Source organism: Halomonas sp. NPDC076908 (assembly GCF_050269715.1).
In the GTDB taxonomy this organism is placed as follows: domain Bacteria; phylum Pseudomonadota; class Gammaproteobacteria; order Pseudomonadales; family Halomonadaceae; genus Vreelandella.
In genome coordinates this window covers 85,003-100,326 of sequence record NZ_JBNNIW010000011.1, presented here as the reverse complement: position 1 = coordinate 100,326, position 15,324 = coordinate 85,003, and the positions used below count along the sequence as shown (strand labels likewise).

At 56.3% G+C, this 15,324-nt stretch carries 18 protein-coding genes and 1 pseudogene; 7 read left to right on the top strand and 12 right to left on the bottom strand.

From position 1 onward, the window contains the following. Window positions 1–240: 240 nt before the first annotated feature. The 11 genes from ACQKE4_RS08710 to merT form a co-directional block, all read right to left on the bottom strand. Window positions 241–3,213: a Tn3 family transposase gene (locus ACQKE4_RS08710; RefSeq protein WP_273681880.1), complete on the bottom strand. Its 2,973-nt coding sequence runs from the start codon at window positions 3,211–3,213 to the stop codon at window positions 241–243. Window positions 3,214–3,294: 81 nt separating this feature from the next. Further along, window positions 3,295–4,041: a sterol desaturase family protein gene (locus ACQKE4_RS08705; protein ID WP_218972799.1), complete on the bottom strand. Its 747-nt coding sequence runs from the start codon at window positions 4,039–4,041 to the stop codon at window positions 3,295–3,297. Between the two features lie 68 nt (window positions 4,042–4,109). Beyond that, window positions 4,110–5,411 (bottom strand): Glu/Leu/Phe/Val family dehydrogenase, encoded by a 1,302-nt coding sequence (locus tag ACQKE4_RS08700; protein WP_119516124.1) that lies wholly within the window; start codon window positions 5,409–5,411, stop codon window positions 4,110–4,112. An 88-nt stretch (window positions 5,412–5,499) separates the two neighbouring features. Beyond that, complete coding sequence (locus ACQKE4_RS08695) at window positions 5,500–5,895, bottom strand: group III truncated hemoglobin (RefSeq protein ID WP_015077961.1); 396 nt, start codon at window positions 5,893–5,895, stop codon at window positions 5,500–5,502. 63 nt (window positions 5,896–5,958) lie between these two features. Further along, the gene (gene merE, locus ACQKE4_RS08690; protein WP_015077960.1) at window positions 5,959–6,267 is read right to left on the bottom strand and encodes a broad-spectrum mercury transporter MerE; all 309 of its coding nucleotides are present in this window, start codon (window positions 6,265–6,267) and stop codon (window positions 5,959–5,961) included. Continuing rightward, window positions 6,260–6,661, bottom strand: a complete 402-nt coding sequence (locus ACQKE4_RS08685; protein WP_273195536.1) for a MerR family transcriptional regulator — start codon at window positions 6,659–6,661, stop codon at window positions 6,260–6,262. Before ACQKE4_RS08685 ends, merE begins: the two co-directional genes overlap by 8 nt. 1 nt (window position 6,662) lies before the next feature. Continuing rightward, window positions 6,663–7,286: an organomercurial lyase MerB gene (merB, locus tag ACQKE4_RS08680; protein WP_015077958.1), complete on the bottom strand. Its 624-nt coding sequence runs from the start codon at window positions 7,284–7,286 to the stop codon at window positions 6,663–6,665. Window positions 7,287–7,299: 13 nt separating this feature from the next. Further along, on the bottom strand, window positions 7,300–8,703 hold the full coding sequence (gene merA, locus ACQKE4_RS08675; RefSeq protein WP_288372397.1) for a mercury(II) reductase: 1,404 nt from the start codon (window positions 8,701–8,703) through the stop codon (window positions 7,300–7,302). Window positions 8,704–8,708: 5 nt separating this feature from the next. Continuing rightward, on the bottom strand, window positions 8,709–8,867 hold the full coding sequence (gene merF, locus ACQKE4_RS08670; protein WP_232774866.1) for a mercury resistance system transport protein MerF: 159 nt from the start codon (window positions 8,865–8,867) through the stop codon (window positions 8,709–8,711). Window positions 8,868–8,943: 76 nt separating this feature from the next. Beyond that, window positions 8,944–9,240 carry a mercury resistance system periplasmic binding protein MerP gene (gene merP, locus ACQKE4_RS08665; RefSeq protein WP_023659522.1) on the bottom strand — a complete coding sequence of 99 codons (297 nt, stop codon included), beginning with the start codon at window positions 9,238–9,240 and terminating at the stop codon, window positions 8,944–8,946. 37 nt (window positions 9,241–9,277) lie between these two features. Beyond that, the gene (merT, locus tag ACQKE4_RS08660; protein WP_273195526.1) at window positions 9,278–9,628 is read right to left on the bottom strand and encodes a mercuric ion transporter MerT; all 351 of its coding nucleotides are present in this window, start codon (window positions 9,626–9,628) and stop codon (window positions 9,278–9,280) included. Between the two features lie 73 nt (window positions 9,629–9,701). Here merT and merR point away from each other — a divergent pair, with 73 nt between their 5' ends. The 5 genes and pseudogenes from merR to dmeF all read left to right on the top strand — a co-directional run bounded on the left by merR (window position 9,702) and on the right by dmeF (window position 12,600). Further along, on the top strand, window positions 9,702–10,130 hold the full coding sequence (gene merR / locus ACQKE4_RS08655; protein ID WP_015077956.1) for an Hg(II)-responsive transcriptional regulator: 429 nt from the start codon (window positions 9,702–9,704) through the stop codon (window positions 10,128–10,130). A 213-nt stretch (window positions 10,131–10,343) separates the two neighbouring features. Continuing rightward, window positions 10,344–11,042 (top strand): MBL fold metallo-hydrolase, encoded by a 699-nt coding sequence (locus tag ACQKE4_RS08650; RefSeq protein ID WP_008295674.1) that lies wholly within the window; start codon window positions 10,344–10,346, stop codon window positions 11,040–11,042. A 26-nt stretch (window positions 11,043–11,068) separates the two neighbouring features. Beyond that, entirely contained in the window at window positions 11,069–11,191 is a 123-nt protein-coding gene (locus ACQKE4_RS08645) for a hypothetical protein (RefSeq protein ID WP_008295673.1), read from the top strand. A 39-nt stretch (window positions 11,192–11,230) separates the two neighbouring features. Next, the gene (locus ACQKE4_RS08640; RefSeq protein WP_008295672.1) at window positions 11,231–11,668 is read left to right on the top strand and encodes a TIGR01244 family sulfur transferase; all 438 of its coding nucleotides are present in this window, start codon (window positions 11,231–11,233) and stop codon (window positions 11,666–11,668) included. A gap of 251 nt (window positions 11,669–11,919) precedes the next feature. Then, window positions 11,920–12,600, top strand: a pseudogene (gene dmeF, locus ACQKE4_RS08635) (CDF family Co(II)/Ni(II) efflux transporter DmeF). A 22-nt stretch (window positions 12,601–12,622) separates the two neighbouring features. On the opposite strand, the gene ACQKE4_RS08630 reads toward dmeF, so the two are convergent. After that, window positions 12,623–13,612, bottom strand: a complete 990-nt coding sequence (locus ACQKE4_RS08630; protein WP_023659524.1) for a site-specific integrase — start codon at window positions 13,610–13,612, stop codon at window positions 12,623–12,625. A 195-nt stretch (window positions 13,613–13,807) separates the two neighbouring features. Between ACQKE4_RS08630 and ACQKE4_RS08625 the strand changes: the two genes are divergently transcribed. Together ACQKE4_RS08625 and ACQKE4_RS08620 are read left to right on the top strand one after the other, a co-directional pair. After that, a complete protein-coding gene (locus ACQKE4_RS08625; protein ID WP_023007038.1) occupies window positions 13,808–14,863 on the top strand; it encodes a DNA-binding protein in 1,056 nt (351 codons plus the stop codon). A gap of 70 nt (window positions 14,864–14,933) precedes the next feature. Beyond that, entirely contained in the window at window positions 14,934–15,323 is a 390-nt protein-coding gene (locus tag ACQKE4_RS08620; protein WP_008295667.1) for a YkvA family protein, read from the top strand. The last annotated feature ends 1 nt before the right edge of the window (window position 15,324 follow it).

Sequence of the window (15,324 nt, the reverse complement as noted above, 5' to 3'; positions counted from 1 at the left end):
AGCTGATTTCGCAGCTGCTAACTGCACTCTTGGGAGGCAGCTTCGGCACACGACGTTTCTATCTGATGGGTACGCAGTAAGGAAGTTACTAAAAGTATACTCTATAAGATAACGGTATAAATATTTAGGTAGAATAAAGCCGCTTCCAATACGTGAAGCGGCTAAAAGGACTTAAGGCAGAATTGAGGGTCGGCAACGATTCTGACGAAATCCTCCAAAATGTGCCTTAACCTATTGTATTTAAATTATTTTGGCGTTGTAGCTCATGGGTGAAACCTGCCGTTCAAAATCAAGCGTATAATCGCCAAATCGGTTGATATGGTCCGTGCGGTATGGGGCCAATCCTTTGAGAATATCGTGATCAATATGATGGCCGCGATCCTTGAGATCTTTAAGGGTTAACGTCATCGACTCCACATTGTGAAGAATGACCAGGTTGGCCACCAAGTGGTTATATTTGATCACCTTCCGTTGCTCGTGGCGGATATTCTCGGCGATCACCCCCTCGCCGCCGAAAAATAGCCATTTTACGAACTGGTTGAACTCCTCCGTTTTGTTCGTCTCCGCATGAATGGTTCGCCGCAACTCCACGCTGCCAATGTAGTCCAGAAGAAAGGTTGTCCGAACTACCCGCCCCAGTTCCCGGAAAGCAAAGTAGAGTTTATTCTTGAGGCTTGCGGTACCTAAACGTCGCAATACCGTGGACGGTGCTATTTTCCCTGCCTTTATCGATAGCGCCACCCGGAGCATGTCGGGCACATGGGTTTCGATCAGTTGCCAGTTAATGGTTTCGCTGAACAAGGCATTGATGTGCTCATACCGTTGGCGTTTGTCAGGCTTGTAGAACACCAGCTGCTTCAGATTCCGGATGCGGGGCATCAGGTTGATACCCAGCAGGTAAGCCAACCCGAAGACGGGCGCACTTTGCGCCTGAGTATCGCCATGCAAGGTGTCAGGCTGGATATCGGAATCGTTTTTGATCAGCCCGTCAAGGATGTAAATGGCCTCATAAACGCCGCAAGGGATGAAGTGGCTGAACAGCGCGATGTATTTGTCGGAGACGTGGTAGTAGCCCACCCCGCCGTAGCCACCGTACCGTATGTGGTATTCCGATAGCAGATTCTGTTCGTACAGATTCCATTTTGTGCCATCGGCGGCAGCCCGCTGGCCAGTTCCCCAGTGTCGCGGCAGCCGGTAGCGGTTGTAGGCATTGATAACCTGCACAATGGCCTGCTCCAAGCGCTCTTCGGTGACGTGCCGCAGGTTGAGCCAGGACACCTGCCGGCGATTAAGTGTCGTGATGGATCGGGCGGTCTGAGTTGGCCCGAGATTGCAGCCATAGCAAAACAAGGTCGAAACAAAGCGGGTACGTGGGTCTTCCAGCTTGCTCTCAAAACCGGAAAGTGGTCCAAAGCGTTTGTGGAGCCCCAGCCATTTTTCGGCTTCCACCAGGATGTCGAGAATATTCTTTTCGGGCAAATTCTGGGATAACTGTTTGTCAATTTCGGCCAGCCCATCGGGAGGCGCTGTGCGACGGTGCTTCCGGATCACCAGCTCTTCACCATTGAAGACGGCGTATTCATTCTCCGGGAAGTTACGGTCAATGCGGTCCGCCGTTTCGCTCAAGCGTGAGCGGGCCTGCGCCACAAAAGCGGCTGGGTCGGATGCGATATCAACCATCGCACTGTAGTCCGCTATTTGGGCATCATAGACACTCCAATCCACGAGCTGATCGCGGTAGTCGCTGTACTGGTCGCTATTCGCGACCGCGAGATCGCCGGAAATCAGTTCACGCTTCACCTGCGTTAGTACGCCCAGCTCGAAATACTTCCGGTAGACCATACCGGGCAGTAGCTGGCTTGACCCGGACCCCAATATGAGACGGCGCCAACGCTCCGGTAGCCAGGACACGTCGACGGGTTGAGTGCTGAGCACAAGGCATTCCTTGCGGCTGTGCCGGTGCTTTTTCAGAGTCGCAATCGCCTCAATCAAGGATTGATCGTGGCTGGTTGCCGTCAGATCCAGTAGTTCAAGGCAATTGAATAGCAGGGGGCGTAACGGGCGATAGGGTTGCAGCATAAACGGGATGAAGTTATTGCCAGCATAGGCCATGTGTTCCTCACACTCGGCCAGTAATTCATCAGGGTCGCTCTGGATGGCAGCCGCCACTCGGGCACCTCGCTCGGAATCCGTCGGCGCTTCCTGAACGGCGGTCAGCACGTCACGCAGTTGAGCGACCAGTTTGTCCATCCGTTTCATGTGATCCAGATGATACTGGTTCAGGTTGGCTTCCGCCTTAGTCTTGATGTTGCGCATCTTGCGGACAAAGATGTCGACGGCATCGTCCATTGCGCGACGCAATTGGGCATGGACCAACAGAATCATCAAGGCATAGCGTTTGGTGCTTTGCATAGCCTTGATGTTGGCCGCGCCAAGCGCTCGTGCTTCCAGTATGAAGTGGTGATACTTGGCGGCTGGAATGTGATCAACAGCGGGCAATCGTTGACACCAGCCCTGAAGCCATTCCAGGTGCTGAAGATACTTCTTCACTTCCGTATTGGTCGGCTTTTTGGGTTCCTGTTTCAGTTTATGCCAACTGGTATGAGATGAATCGTCTGGCACTTGCAGCAGCCGGTCAAATTCCTGTTTTTGCTGCGCCGTCAAACCCGCACTGAGCGTCCGAAAGTAACCTGTATTAACCGTGCTGCGAGCCTGACGCGCGGACCGTTGCAGCGTTGAAAAACCCGGCAGTTCAAAACGCTGGCGCACCAGCTCTTCGATCACCACATTGATAATGTCCGCCAGATCTTGCTTGGTGGTTGCCGCTTCACGCGCCAAGTCCCTCACGATAGCCTTGCCTTCGACGGTAAACGCCTTGATGCCCACCTGTTGACGAATCGCGTCCAACATCCGCTGACGGGCGCCACCATTGCGGTCGTATTCCCTGAGCTGGCTCAATGGGACGGGTAAAAGGTCGTCGCAGGCCAGGATATGCGCTGTGATGGGCCGCGGGACCGTTTTGAGATTCACGAAGTAGCCTAAGCGCTGAACCGTTTTCAGGAGAATTAACAAGGCACCACGAGCAGCCGGTGTTCGGCCGTGCTTTCTGGCAAAGGCACATTCTTTGGCGGTGGGTGTATAGATTTCCGCCAGTTCCTGTTCAGAGACGTCCGCCTTCAATCGCGGATAGGCGGTTTCGTGGAGGCCACTCATGTACGGACCTTTTCTATCAGTGCCCCATGATGAGGTCTTTCCGATTAAATGAAGAACTCCTGATGATAGTGCTTACAATGATCAGGGGCGTCGGTAGGTGCTGCGAAATGGCTGAATCAGCATCTGATCCAACCGGAGGTCCCGCGGCTCTCGAAAATCCTCGATGCCGATGACCATTCCAATATGGCCAGCGGCAGGTTTATCCCGATAGGTGCCAAAAAACCGGTCCCACCAAGGCAAATTAAAACCAAAGTTGCTATTTGTCTCTTCAGGAACAATCGAATGATGCACGCGGTGCATATCCGGCGTGACCACCAACCGTCTCAACTTTTGCTCCAGCCCTTGAGGCAATCGTACGTTTCCGTGGTTGAACATTGAGGTTGCATTGAGAATCACTTCGAAAATCAGTACCGCAATCGCAGGTGCTCCCAGCGCAACCACGACGGTGATTTTAATGGCCATGGAGAGCACAATTTCCAGAGGATGGAAACGCAGGCCCGTCGTTACGTCGAATTCCAAATCCGCATGGTGCATACGATGCAAGCGCCAGAGCCAGGGCACTGCATGAAAGATGCGATGCTGAAAGTAGATTGCGAGATCAAGCGCGATCGTCCCCAAAAGGACTGACAACCAAACTGGCAGATTGGCCAGATTTAGCAGTCCCCACGCCTGCTCATTCGCCATCACCGCAGCTCCGACGGCGGCCACGGGAAACAATAGCCGAACGACCAGGGTGTCCACCACGACCATCAAGAGGTTATGTGGCCACCGCTGCCGGCGAGTGTAGCGCTGGTCGCGACGTGGTGCGGCGGCTTCGGCAAGTATCATTACAAGCAGGATGCCCGTGAAGATCCCAAGCCGGATGACTGCCTCGTGGTCAAGTATGGCTTTACCTCTTATGCTCGGTGATCGTTGAAATAGCCCTGCGTGCCTTGTTGCGCCATGGCATCGGCGATGCGGCCGATGGCCTGTGTATAGGCCGCGGTCCGCAGCGTTGTGTTACCTTCCTCCGCCCGGTCGAAACAGGCGCCGGCCTCGCGGGCCAGGCGTTCGGTGAGGCGCCGATTGACTTCGTCTTCGGACCAGGTATCACCGATACGGTTCTGCACCCATTCCAGATGGCTGACGATCACACCGCCGGCATTGACCAGTACATCCGGTAGCACCTCGACACCGCGTTTGGCTAATTGGTCATCGGCCGCATTACTGACGGGCCCGTTGGCAATTTCCAGGATCGTGGCGGCATTTACGGTCGCGGCATTTTGCTCGGTGACGGCGTCCTCCAGTGCGGCTAGTACCAGTACATCGACATCAAGAGCCAGCAGCTCTTCGTTGGTCAGTTGCTCGACGTCGGCTTCCTGGCAGACCGATTCATCACAGTAAACCATGCCCTTGAGCTCCCGGTTCTTGTGCTTATGGCGCCAGATCGGGTCTGGATCGAGTCCGTCAGCAGCATAGATGGCACCCTGGGAATCCGACAGCGCGACGATCCGATAGCCGCGCTCGCGTGCCAGCCGAGCGAAGTGATAACCGGCATTGCCGAAACCCTGGACCGCCACACGGAGTTCTTCATGCGTTTTACTGCGGCGCTCGGCCCACAGATCAAGCACCTGCAGCGCACCACGCCCGGTGGCCGCGGTGCGACCCCTGGAACCGCCCAGCCCTAAAGGTTTGCCGGTGATGGTGGCCGGTACCTGACGGCGTTCGATCTGGGCAAATTCGTCGGCCATCCAACCCATGATGGTGTCGTTGGTGTTGACATCCGGTGCCGGGATGTCACTGTCCGGCCCGATGAGGTCATGAAAGGCGCGGATATAGCCACGCGACAGACGTTCCAGTTCCAGTCGGGAGAGCGCCTTGGGGTCGACCCGAACACCACCTTTGGCACCGCCGAATGGCAGGTCCACCACCGCGCACTTGATGGTCATCCAGAAGCTCAACGCCGTGACTTCTTCCGCGCTCACGTCCGGATGAAAACGAATGCCCCCCTTGCTTGGTCCGCGAGTGTCGTCGTAGCGTATGCGCCAGGCCGGAAAGAATTGCAAGGTGCCGTCGTCCATGCGGATCGGGATGTTGACCTGCACGCTCTGCTGCGGCTGGGCCAGACGCCTGCGAACGTCATCAGGGACGTCAAGTTGGTTAAAAATCCCGTTCAGGTGACCGTTGTCACCGAAGGCTTGGGCGTTGGAATGACTCATGGTTGTGACTCCTTATCGAACCCGCAAAAGTGTTTTGCGATGTCTTATGATTCAGCTTTCCATTGAAAGTGGGTTGTGCGATCGTCCGTTACGTGTTGATTGGTGAGCGTGTAAGTTGCACAAGATTCCCCGCGATCCGTGTTGCTAATGTCTTGGCGCGGTCTGCGCTCGGCCCTGCGAAATCTTCGTTCACGGTCTCCCGAAACAGCTTCAGCCAGCGTTCGAAGTCATCAATCTGCAAAGGGTGTCGCGCGTGCAACGCCAAGTGGCGGGCGACCATGTTGCGCCGGTAGCCGTCGCGTTCGCCGAGCAGCAGCTTGCACCAGTAGGCGCGGATGTGCGGCAAGTGCGTTTCGAGCTCGATATCTGCCACGTCCACGAACAGCGTGCGCAGGCGATCATCAGCCAGGACCTTCCGGTAGAAGGCATCCAGCAACTCGGCGATGGCCTCGGGCGTGTCGAGATCGCGCGGGGTTGAGTGCATGGCGGTGCTCCTGGCTAAACGGTGATGTACTCGGTAGCTGGCGAGCGTGGGTGTTTGCGCGACTTACGGTTGTGACTCCTTCTCAGACGGGGTATCGCAGCAAGCATCGTACTGCCTCTTGCGCCATAGCGCGTAGACGGTCAGGCCGATGAAAATGGCCAGGGCCGGCAGCAAGACGTAATCCAGATAACCGGTCAGTGCGATACCCACGATTACCCAGTAGTCCCCGAGAAAAACGCCGGCACCCGTTCCGGTCAGCACGATGGCAAGAATCGGCAAATGACAGGGGCAACTCAGCACCGCCAATACCCCCCACAGGTAACCGGTGAGCGGCCTGGATACCTCGGCCGGTTCGCGCGCCTTATCAGTCATGTCCACGTGCCGCCTTGGTTAGTACTTGGGTGCAGCGATTCAGCGCGGCTCTTTTAACACCAATCGTGTGTTGTATTTGCCGTTCGACGGCTCGGCACTGCCGTTCATCTCCGCTATCCAGCGCCTGTATAAACTCGGTAATCTCGGGTAGACCGAGACCGGCTTCACGACAGGAGCAGATTAACTTCAGCCGTTCCAGGCAGCTGTCATCGAATAAGCGAAAACCAGCTTGGGTAGTACTACAGGCGTACACCAATCGCATATCCAGATAAGTCCGGATCTGATGCACAGACAGGCCACAGAGACGGGCCGCCTCGGAAATGACGTAGCCTTCTGTTTGTGGCCCCGGCCCACGTTCAAGGCTGGGTTTTACCATTCGAGTGTTTACCGTCATGCTAGTGGCTTCTTGCCCTGTCGAGTATAAGGTGCGCAATCCGCTGACCCAGTTCGAAACCTTCCTGAACACTCACAATGTTCGCGTGCGGTTTATCTCGGCACCAGGCCTCCCCGGCCTGTCGAGAGGCAAAGAAGAGGACGTCGCAACAAAAGGCACTTCGAATGTCTCCCTCTGCGGCCACCGATACTAAAGAGATGACCGCGTCCTCCGGCTGGAGCAAAAGCACCCCCTGTGGCGTAACCGTCAAGGTGACCGGTTTGTTGGTATGCGGACAAGGCGATTGAACCTGCGCATGTTCGTCAATGACGATTGGAAACATCAAAGCATCAAGTGCACACCAGGTGTAGAGTGTCTGGTCGTTTACGACAAACGCATGCGGTGTTTCACGCAGTGTGATGCCGTAGCCGATCAGCCGTCCCTGGCCGTCGTACTCGATGGTTCCAGCAGGCAGTTCGTCGAGCACCAACACCACCTCATCAGGTGTCCAGTTGAGCGACTTCGCGAGCCGCTCAATAGTGACCGGTTGTCCCAGGGCAAGCTCGCGCAACAGCGTCACATGAAGCGCGGCTTCCCTTTCTCCGGTCAGACCTAGCCGTTCCACGATTTGACGGATGTCATTCATGGGCGTCGCCATTCTATCCCGCACAACAGGACAGCTGGCTGACGTCTTTGGTAAAGGTCTGGGCACAGAGCTTGAGCCCTTCGACCATCGTCAGGTAGGGAAACAACTCATTCGCAATGTCGTTAACGGTCATGCGTGCGCGTAAGGCCATCACAGCAGTCTGAATCAGTTCACCGGCCTCGCCTGCCACGGCCTGAACACCCAGTAATTGCCCGCTTTCACGCTCCGCGACGATCTTGATGAAGCCCCCGGTATCGAAGTTAACCAGCGCCCGTGGCACGTTATCGAGGGTCAGGGTGCGGCTGTCGGTGTCATATCCCACCGCTGCAGCATCTGCCTCGGACAGGCCTACGGTAGCAACTTGCGGATCAGTAAAAATCACCGCAGGCATGGCGCTGAGGTCGAGGCTGGCGTCACCGCCGGTCATATTGATGGCGGCCCGGCTACCACCGGCGGCGGCCACGTAGACAAACTGGGGCTGGTCGGTGCAATCGCCCGCGGCATAGATGCCCGACGCAGTGGTTTGGAGATGTTTGTCAATCTGGATCGCACCGCCCTCGGTGGCAACGCCGATGGCCTCCAGGTTGAGGTTTTCGGTATTGGGTGTGCGACCACTGGCGACCAGCAGTTGCTCTGCCTGTATCGTGCCGGCGTTGGTCTGCATGGTAAACAGCTGACCGTCGTGGCTCACTTCGCTGGCCTGGGTCTGCTTGAGCACCTCGATGCCCTCACGACGGAAGGCCGCTTCCACGGCTTCACCCACCGCCGGATCTTCCTGTGACAGCACCCGGCTGCGGGCCAGAACCGTGACCTGGCTGCCGAGGCGTGCAAAGGCCTGCGCCAGTTCGATGGCCACCACCGAGGCACCGATTACGACGAGGCGCTCGGGAATGTGATCCAGTTCCAGCGCACTGGTGGAGGTGAGATAGGGAGTTTCGGACAGCCCCGGAACGGGTGGTTCGGCGGGTCTTGCGCCCGTGCCGATAAAGGCCCGGTCAAAGCTCACCGTCTGTTCGCCGCCGGCGTTGAGCGTAACCGTCAGCGTGCGCTCGTCCACGAACCGCGCCTCGCCCTTGAGGACGGTAATCGCGGCATTGTCATTGAGAATATTCTGGTACTTGGACTCGCGCAGTTCCTCCACTCGTCCCTGTTGCTGAGCAAGCAGCGCCGGACGATTCACCACCGGCGCCTGGGCGCTCAGGCCGTCATCAAACGGGCTTTCCTGGCGAAGGTGGGCGATGTGAGCCGCCCGAATCATGATTTTAGAGGGCACACAGCCAATGTTGACGCAGGTTCCGCCAATGGTGCCGCGTTCGATCAGTGTCACCCGGGCACCGCGTTCAGTCGCCTTCAGGGCGGCAGCCATGGCACTACCGCCGCTGCCAATCACAGCAATGTGCAGGTTGTCGTCACTCATAAATGTTACTCCTTAGTTGATGGACTATCGCAGCAGGCGTCGTGTTTCTTCTTGCGCCAGACGGCATAACAGGTCAGGCCAATAAATAAGACCAGTGCGGGCAACAGCACGTAGTCGAGATAACCGGTCAGGGCAGCCAGGCCTAACGTTCCTAGCAAAACCACCAGTATCGGCGTGAAACAGCGCGACCAGCACGGTGCAAATGATGCTCACCCGCAACAAGGTTTGGGGTTCGCATGGTTACTCCTGTTTCGCCTGGGGCTGTTTCAACGTGGACGGGTAACCCGCGTTAGTCGTGGCTTGAGTCAGCGCCTCAACGGAGGTTTTCTCATCGTCGTAGGTAACCGTCGCATCACGTTCCTCATATCGGACATCCACAGCGCTCACGCCGTCGACCCGCTTTAGGGCAGCTTTAACCGTAATCGGGCAGGCCGAACAGGTCATGCCTGGAACGGACAAGGTCACCGTTTGTTGCGCAGCCAGGGCAGGCAGGCTGAACAGCGTAAACAGTACGGCAGCAATCAGGGACTTTTTCATGGTGTAGTGCCTCTCAGTCAACATAGTGGATCAGGTTTCAGTAAAACAGCGGTAAGACGAAGGGGAAAGCCAACGCAGTCAGAATGAGCAGCGCGACGATCCAGAAAACGACCTTGTAGGCCGTGCGCACTTGCGGTACCGCGCAAACATCGCCCGGCTGGCAGGCCCCGACAGGTCGATATATCCGGCGCCAGGCAAAGACCATCGCCACCAGTGCCGCACCGATGAACCAGGGCCGATAGGGTTCCAGGGCGGCCAGGCTGCCGATCCAGGCACCGGAAATGCCCAACGTGATCAAGACCAGGGGGCCAAGACAACAGGCAGACGCCAGAGCAGCGGCAATCCCTCCTGCGATCAGCGAACCGCGACCGGATTTGGACTCTGACATTACGATGGCTCCTTTCTAAAAATGGGTGACTGAGGTAAGGTTACTCCCGTAGTCAGCTACGGAATCAACCCCTATGTCCAAAAAACAACACTCAATGACCATTGGAGCCCTGGCCAAAGCCGCCGGTATGGGAGTGGAAACCATCCGCTATTACCAGCGCCGGGGGTTAGTGGCAGAGCCTGAAAAGCCCTATGGAAGCATCCGCCATTACGACGATCAGGCGTTGGCCCGCCTGCACTTTATTCGAACGGCCCAGTGGCTGGGGTTCAGTCTGGATGAAATCGGAGGGCTGCTGACACTGCAGGACGGTACCCATTGCGATGAAGCACGGGTATTGGGCGAGCAAAAACTAGCCAGTGTGCGGGCGAAAATTTCAAGCCTGCGACGCATCGAGCGTGCGCTGGACGGGTTAGTGCAGGAATGCTGCGCTCAGCGTGGGAATGTTGAATGCCCATTAATCACATCGCTCCAGGATGGGCTTGAAAACTCGGCTTTTACCTGATTAAAGAACAAGACAGTCCGTGAACGAGGCGTACACAAAATTAAGGGCTGAAGGGAGGTACGCTAACCTCACCAACCAAAAAAAGCAGGGCCTCCCGAAGGGCGAGACACTAGGCATGGCGCCCACTCGCCCTGCGATTGACAGCTACCTTTGCTATTATTACATTTAGTTACACCCTTATATCTTTTAGCGTTTTTCGCAAGGTTGAAATTCATGCTGTTCCGTCAGTTCTTCGACAAAACATCCAGCACCTACACCTATCTCATTGCGTCCGGCCGGGGTCGAGAAGCGCTCATCATCGACCCCGTAAAAGAGTCGACGGAGGCCTATCTTGGGTTAATTAATCAACTTGATCTTAAGCTTGTCCGGGCGATTGATACCCACACTCATGCTGACCACGTCACTGCCCTTGGTGATCTGCGTGACGCCACCCAATGCGTCACCATCATGGGTGAATTTACTAACGCGGAATGCGTATCAGAACATGTATCGGAAGGTGATCGAATTGATATCGACGGCATTCGGTTGGAAGCCATTTACACTCCGGGTCACACTGATGAATCCTTCAGTTTTTACTGGAATCAGGGCGACCAGAAGGCGGTATTCACTGGCGATGTGTTATTGATTCGCGGTAGTGGCCGGACTGATTTTCAGGGCGGCGACCCACGCAAGAGCTACGATTCTATCGTTAACAAACTGTTCCGCTTACCTGACGATACGTTGGTATATCCAGCGCATGACTACAAAGGAATGCTGAGCTCCTCCATCTACGAGGAGAAGCATTACAACCCACGTCTGGCGGGCAAATCGGAAGCCGAGTACGCCCGGATCATGAATAATCTTAACTTGCCCGACCCCAAACTGATGGATGTTGCCGTGCCTGCAAATCTGGCATGCGGAAAGCAACCGTGACGTTTGTAAGCATGGATTGTTACCCAATGGCGCAGCACTCTGCATTGAGTACTGAGTCCGGCCTCGATCGTGCCCTGGCGATAGCGATCCTTGCTGGCATTCTCGCCGGTCTCTTTTTGGATAAACCCAGCCGCTATGAGCTGACATAAACTTATTCAGAAGTTCCCTGAAATTAAAGGAGATATTCGATGGATATCAAACAACTTGATGAGCGCTTTAGTGTAACGGCGCAACCTGGTATTGACGATATTGAACAACTGGCAAACGCGGGTTTCCGCACGATTATTGCCAGCAGAGCTCGAAATGAAACGGACGACCAGCCTGATACCCAAACCCTGAAAAACAAGGCAGAGTCCCTGGGCATGACGTGGTACGAAATTCCAGTCGAACCGGGAAAGTACGCCCCTGAGGATATCGAGGCTTTTGCCAGCGCTTTGCAATCATCCACGGACCCGGTTCTCGGCTATTGTCGCACCGGGAAGCGCGCCATCCACTTGTGGGCCTATGCCAAGGCGGCTCACTATCCGATCGCGGACCTGCTCAGCCAAGCCAGCGCAGCCGGCTATGATCTGGAACCACTGCGGGACGATCTTGAGATATATCGGAATCGGATGGGTCAGAAGTGATCGCGAGATCGTCCCGTTAAAACTGGCCTTAAAATGTCAAAATGCCTTGGTGCCATCCGAGGGCTCACGAGCATGACTTTGTCGTTGATGATCGTCACATCTACTGGCCCAAATAAAAAGGACGCGCCACCCACTGGATAACGCGCCCCACAGTGCTTTCCAGGCTCTACAACTCGCCGGTGTGATTCGCCCCAACGGGGTTGCCGAACTCAAACGCATCGAGCTCGCGGTTCAGTTTCGGTACCGGCAAAGTGAATGCGCTGGGAGGGTTCACGGGCGCCGTACTCCTGGCCGGCTTCGCTCTCTTCATGGTGGTTGAGAGCATTGATCGCTTTATCCATCCGGTCACGATTTCGTTCAACGGCGCTATTTTCGTAGCGATCATCGGACTGATCGTCAACGGCGTGTCGGCATAAATTCTTGGCGACCACCATGACCACAGTCATGCCCACCAGGAAGACGATTCACACCACTCTCATGACCATCACGACCACAACCGCCGTGCGGCCTATTTCCACGTGTTGGCCGATGCGCTCACCTCTGTATTGGCCATCGTGGCTCTGCTTGCGGGTAAATACGCCGGGTGGAACTGGATGGACCCGGCAATGGGTATCGTCGGTGCCATTCTCATTACCCGGTGGTCTTGGGGATTATTGAAAGCCACATCGCGCGTGTTACTCGATCAACAGCAAACCGGTATCCAGCAGGGCGTTAAACGAGCGGTAGAATGCGGCGATACGCGCGTGAGTGATCTTCATGTTTGGTCGATTGGGCCTAACTTGTATGCTGCGATTGTCGCGGTCGTTACCCATGACCCTCAGCCGCCCGGTCATTACCGCGATCGTATCCAAACGGATAACGCATCACTTGTGCATGTGACTGTGATAGTCCATACCTGTCCAATGCATTGCGAACTCTCTCAGGATGGGTAGCCAACCACTGTCATACTAAACATTAATCGGAGCCCTCGATCAGGCTAGCAACTTTGGCCAGCAGGGTGCTTGCGGCGTTGTCCGTAAACTGCTGCCCTTCCTCGATGTAGCCCCGCACCGTCCCGTCATGCTTCCAGCCGCCCTGACGCTTGATCTGCGCAAAGTCGACCTTCTCCCGCGCGGCGGCGGTGGATAAACCGCGCCGGAAGCTGTGACTGCTCAGGGTCGGCACGAAGTCCAGGTCGCAGGTTTCCCCGAGCGCCTTCAGGATACGGTTCACTGACCCGCCTGAGAGGGCTTGGGGTTGCAACCGATCCCAGCGATTGACGGCTCGAAAGACGGGTCCTTCGTGAATGCCCGCGCGCTTTAGCCAGTTTTCGAGGGCACTGACCGGGCAGACCGGCCCGTTGCCCCGAGGCAGGGCCCGCTTTAGCCCCTCACCGTGAGGATCCGTTTTCGAGCGCGGCAGAGTCACCACAAGCCCTTCCGGCTCCCACGACAAATCCTCCACTTCAATAGTCACCAACTCACTGCGGCGAAACGCCCCAAAAAAACCGACCTGCAGCAGGGCCCAGTCGCGATGCTTCTTGAGCGAGTCAGGCTGCTGCTGGAGTGTTTGCAGAAAGACGGCAATGTGTTCGAGGCGCAGCGCCCGGGCTTGCCGTTTCGGCCGACCATGGACGCGACGAATCCCTTCCAACGTTTTGCGCACGCCAGGGTCCCGAGCGGGATCACGCAATCCCTGAGTCTGGTGCCAGCGCCCCAGGGCCGTCAGGTAGACATCCAGCGTGCGAGGATTAAGCGCGACTGCCTGGTCGGACAGGTAGGCCGCCAAGGTCGCCGGCTGTGTCGGTAGACGTCCGCCCCAGCGCTCAAAGCTTCGAATGGCCGCACGGTAGGTTCGGCGCGTGTTGTCCGTGGTGGCCATGTGGATGTACCGATTAGCCGAATCGGCTAACAGGGTCTTTTCCGTATTACGTAATGTGGACCTGGTGGTGGGTTTTGGATCCATGATCACTCCAATTCGAGGCGTGCTCTCAAGAGCCGGTGGTGTACCGGTGTTACAGGGGCAGAATAGAGCAGACCACACTCTAACGCACGTTAATACGCTTTAACGTGCGTTATGGGTCTTAAATTAACTTTGTTAATTATCTCATAAATAACGTAATATTACATATCACGTTATATGATAAAAATGAGGCATGTCATGGCCCGCGCCGGAATTACCTACCAGGATGTCGCCAACGCTGCGCAACGCGTCCGCCAACGCGGTGACGAGCCCACTGTCGACCGGGTGCGATCGGAGCTCGGTACCGGCAGTCGCAGCACTCTCGGGCCAATGCTGAAACGTTGGAAATCAGGCAGCGAAGCCGCAGCGGATCTGAACGGACTCCCGGCTGACTTGGTGGCCGCCGTGAAAGCCCTGCATGAGCGAGCTCAATACGCGGCCGATGAACGTATTACGCAGGAGCGCGAAGCGCACCAGACGCTGGAACAGCAATGGCGCACCGAGCTGGAAGAGGTGCGGCAGCGGTGCGAGTCACTGGAAGAGCAACGCTGCGGGCTGGAGAAGGCCAATGAAGCGCTTCGCAACGAAAGCGATGCCCAGGCCCACGCTCTTCAACAGGAACAGCTCCGGGCGGCCTCACTCACGTCCAAACTGGAGGCAAGTCAGGAGAAACTCAGTGAGACCACTGCAACCGTCCAAGAGATGAAGCAGGAAAACCGCGATATCCGCAGCCATTTCGAGCACTACCAGCAGGAGATTGCCGAGGATCGCCGTCATGAACGGGACCAGTTCCACAGGACCCAGTCAGGGCTGGAGGGTCAGGTGGATCAGCTGACGCAGCAGCTCCGCTCCAGCGAACAGGACCGCGACACGCTGAGACAACATCGCGACCAAATAAACCAGCGCTATGAGGCCAGTCAGGATCACGCTGAAAACTTGAAAGAAAAGTTGCACGCGAGCCAGGCCGTCATAACACAATGGGCAACGCGAACAGAAACGCTGGAAGCGACAGTCGACCGCCTCCAGCTGGAGCGAGATAGCGACGCCGAACACCGGGAGAAGCTTGGTGCGGCCCTAACGGATTCTGAAAAACATCTCGCGGCCTGCCAGCAGCGGATCTCCGACCTCAGAGAGCGCGTGGCAGCGGCTGACGACCGAAACCAGTTCCTCAACGATCAGAATCGCGAATTACTGCAGGAAAAAGCTGTCCTCCAGGGTCAGTTGAAACAACTACAAACAAGCCTGGCTAAATAGCCCGCTATTGTCTCGGCCTGATCATCCCTGAGAGTTGCGAGTAATGCCAATCGCGCAAGGAGAAGTTTAGATGTCTACCGTGACCTTTGGCAGGCTGCGAGCTGCGGCAAAACGCATTCAGCATGATGCGCTGACGGTTTATTTTGTGGCGCGAGACTCGAATACCCCCATAGTCGTTCGGCTGCTTGCGCTCGCAATCGCAGCGTACGCCATGAGTCCAATTGATCTCATTCCGGACTTCATACCGATCCTGGGCTATCTTGACGACATTATCTTGGTCCCGCTGGGCATCGTCCTTGTCATCAAGCTGACGCCATCGAATGTGATAGAAGCGAGTCGCTCGAAAGCAGCTAAAGTGGCAACCAAGCCGATCAGCCACGTTGCGGCCGCAGTCGTTATTGGCACATGGCTTTTATGTGCCGCGGCTTTTGGCTACTGGGTGTGGGAATACGGCAGGTAAC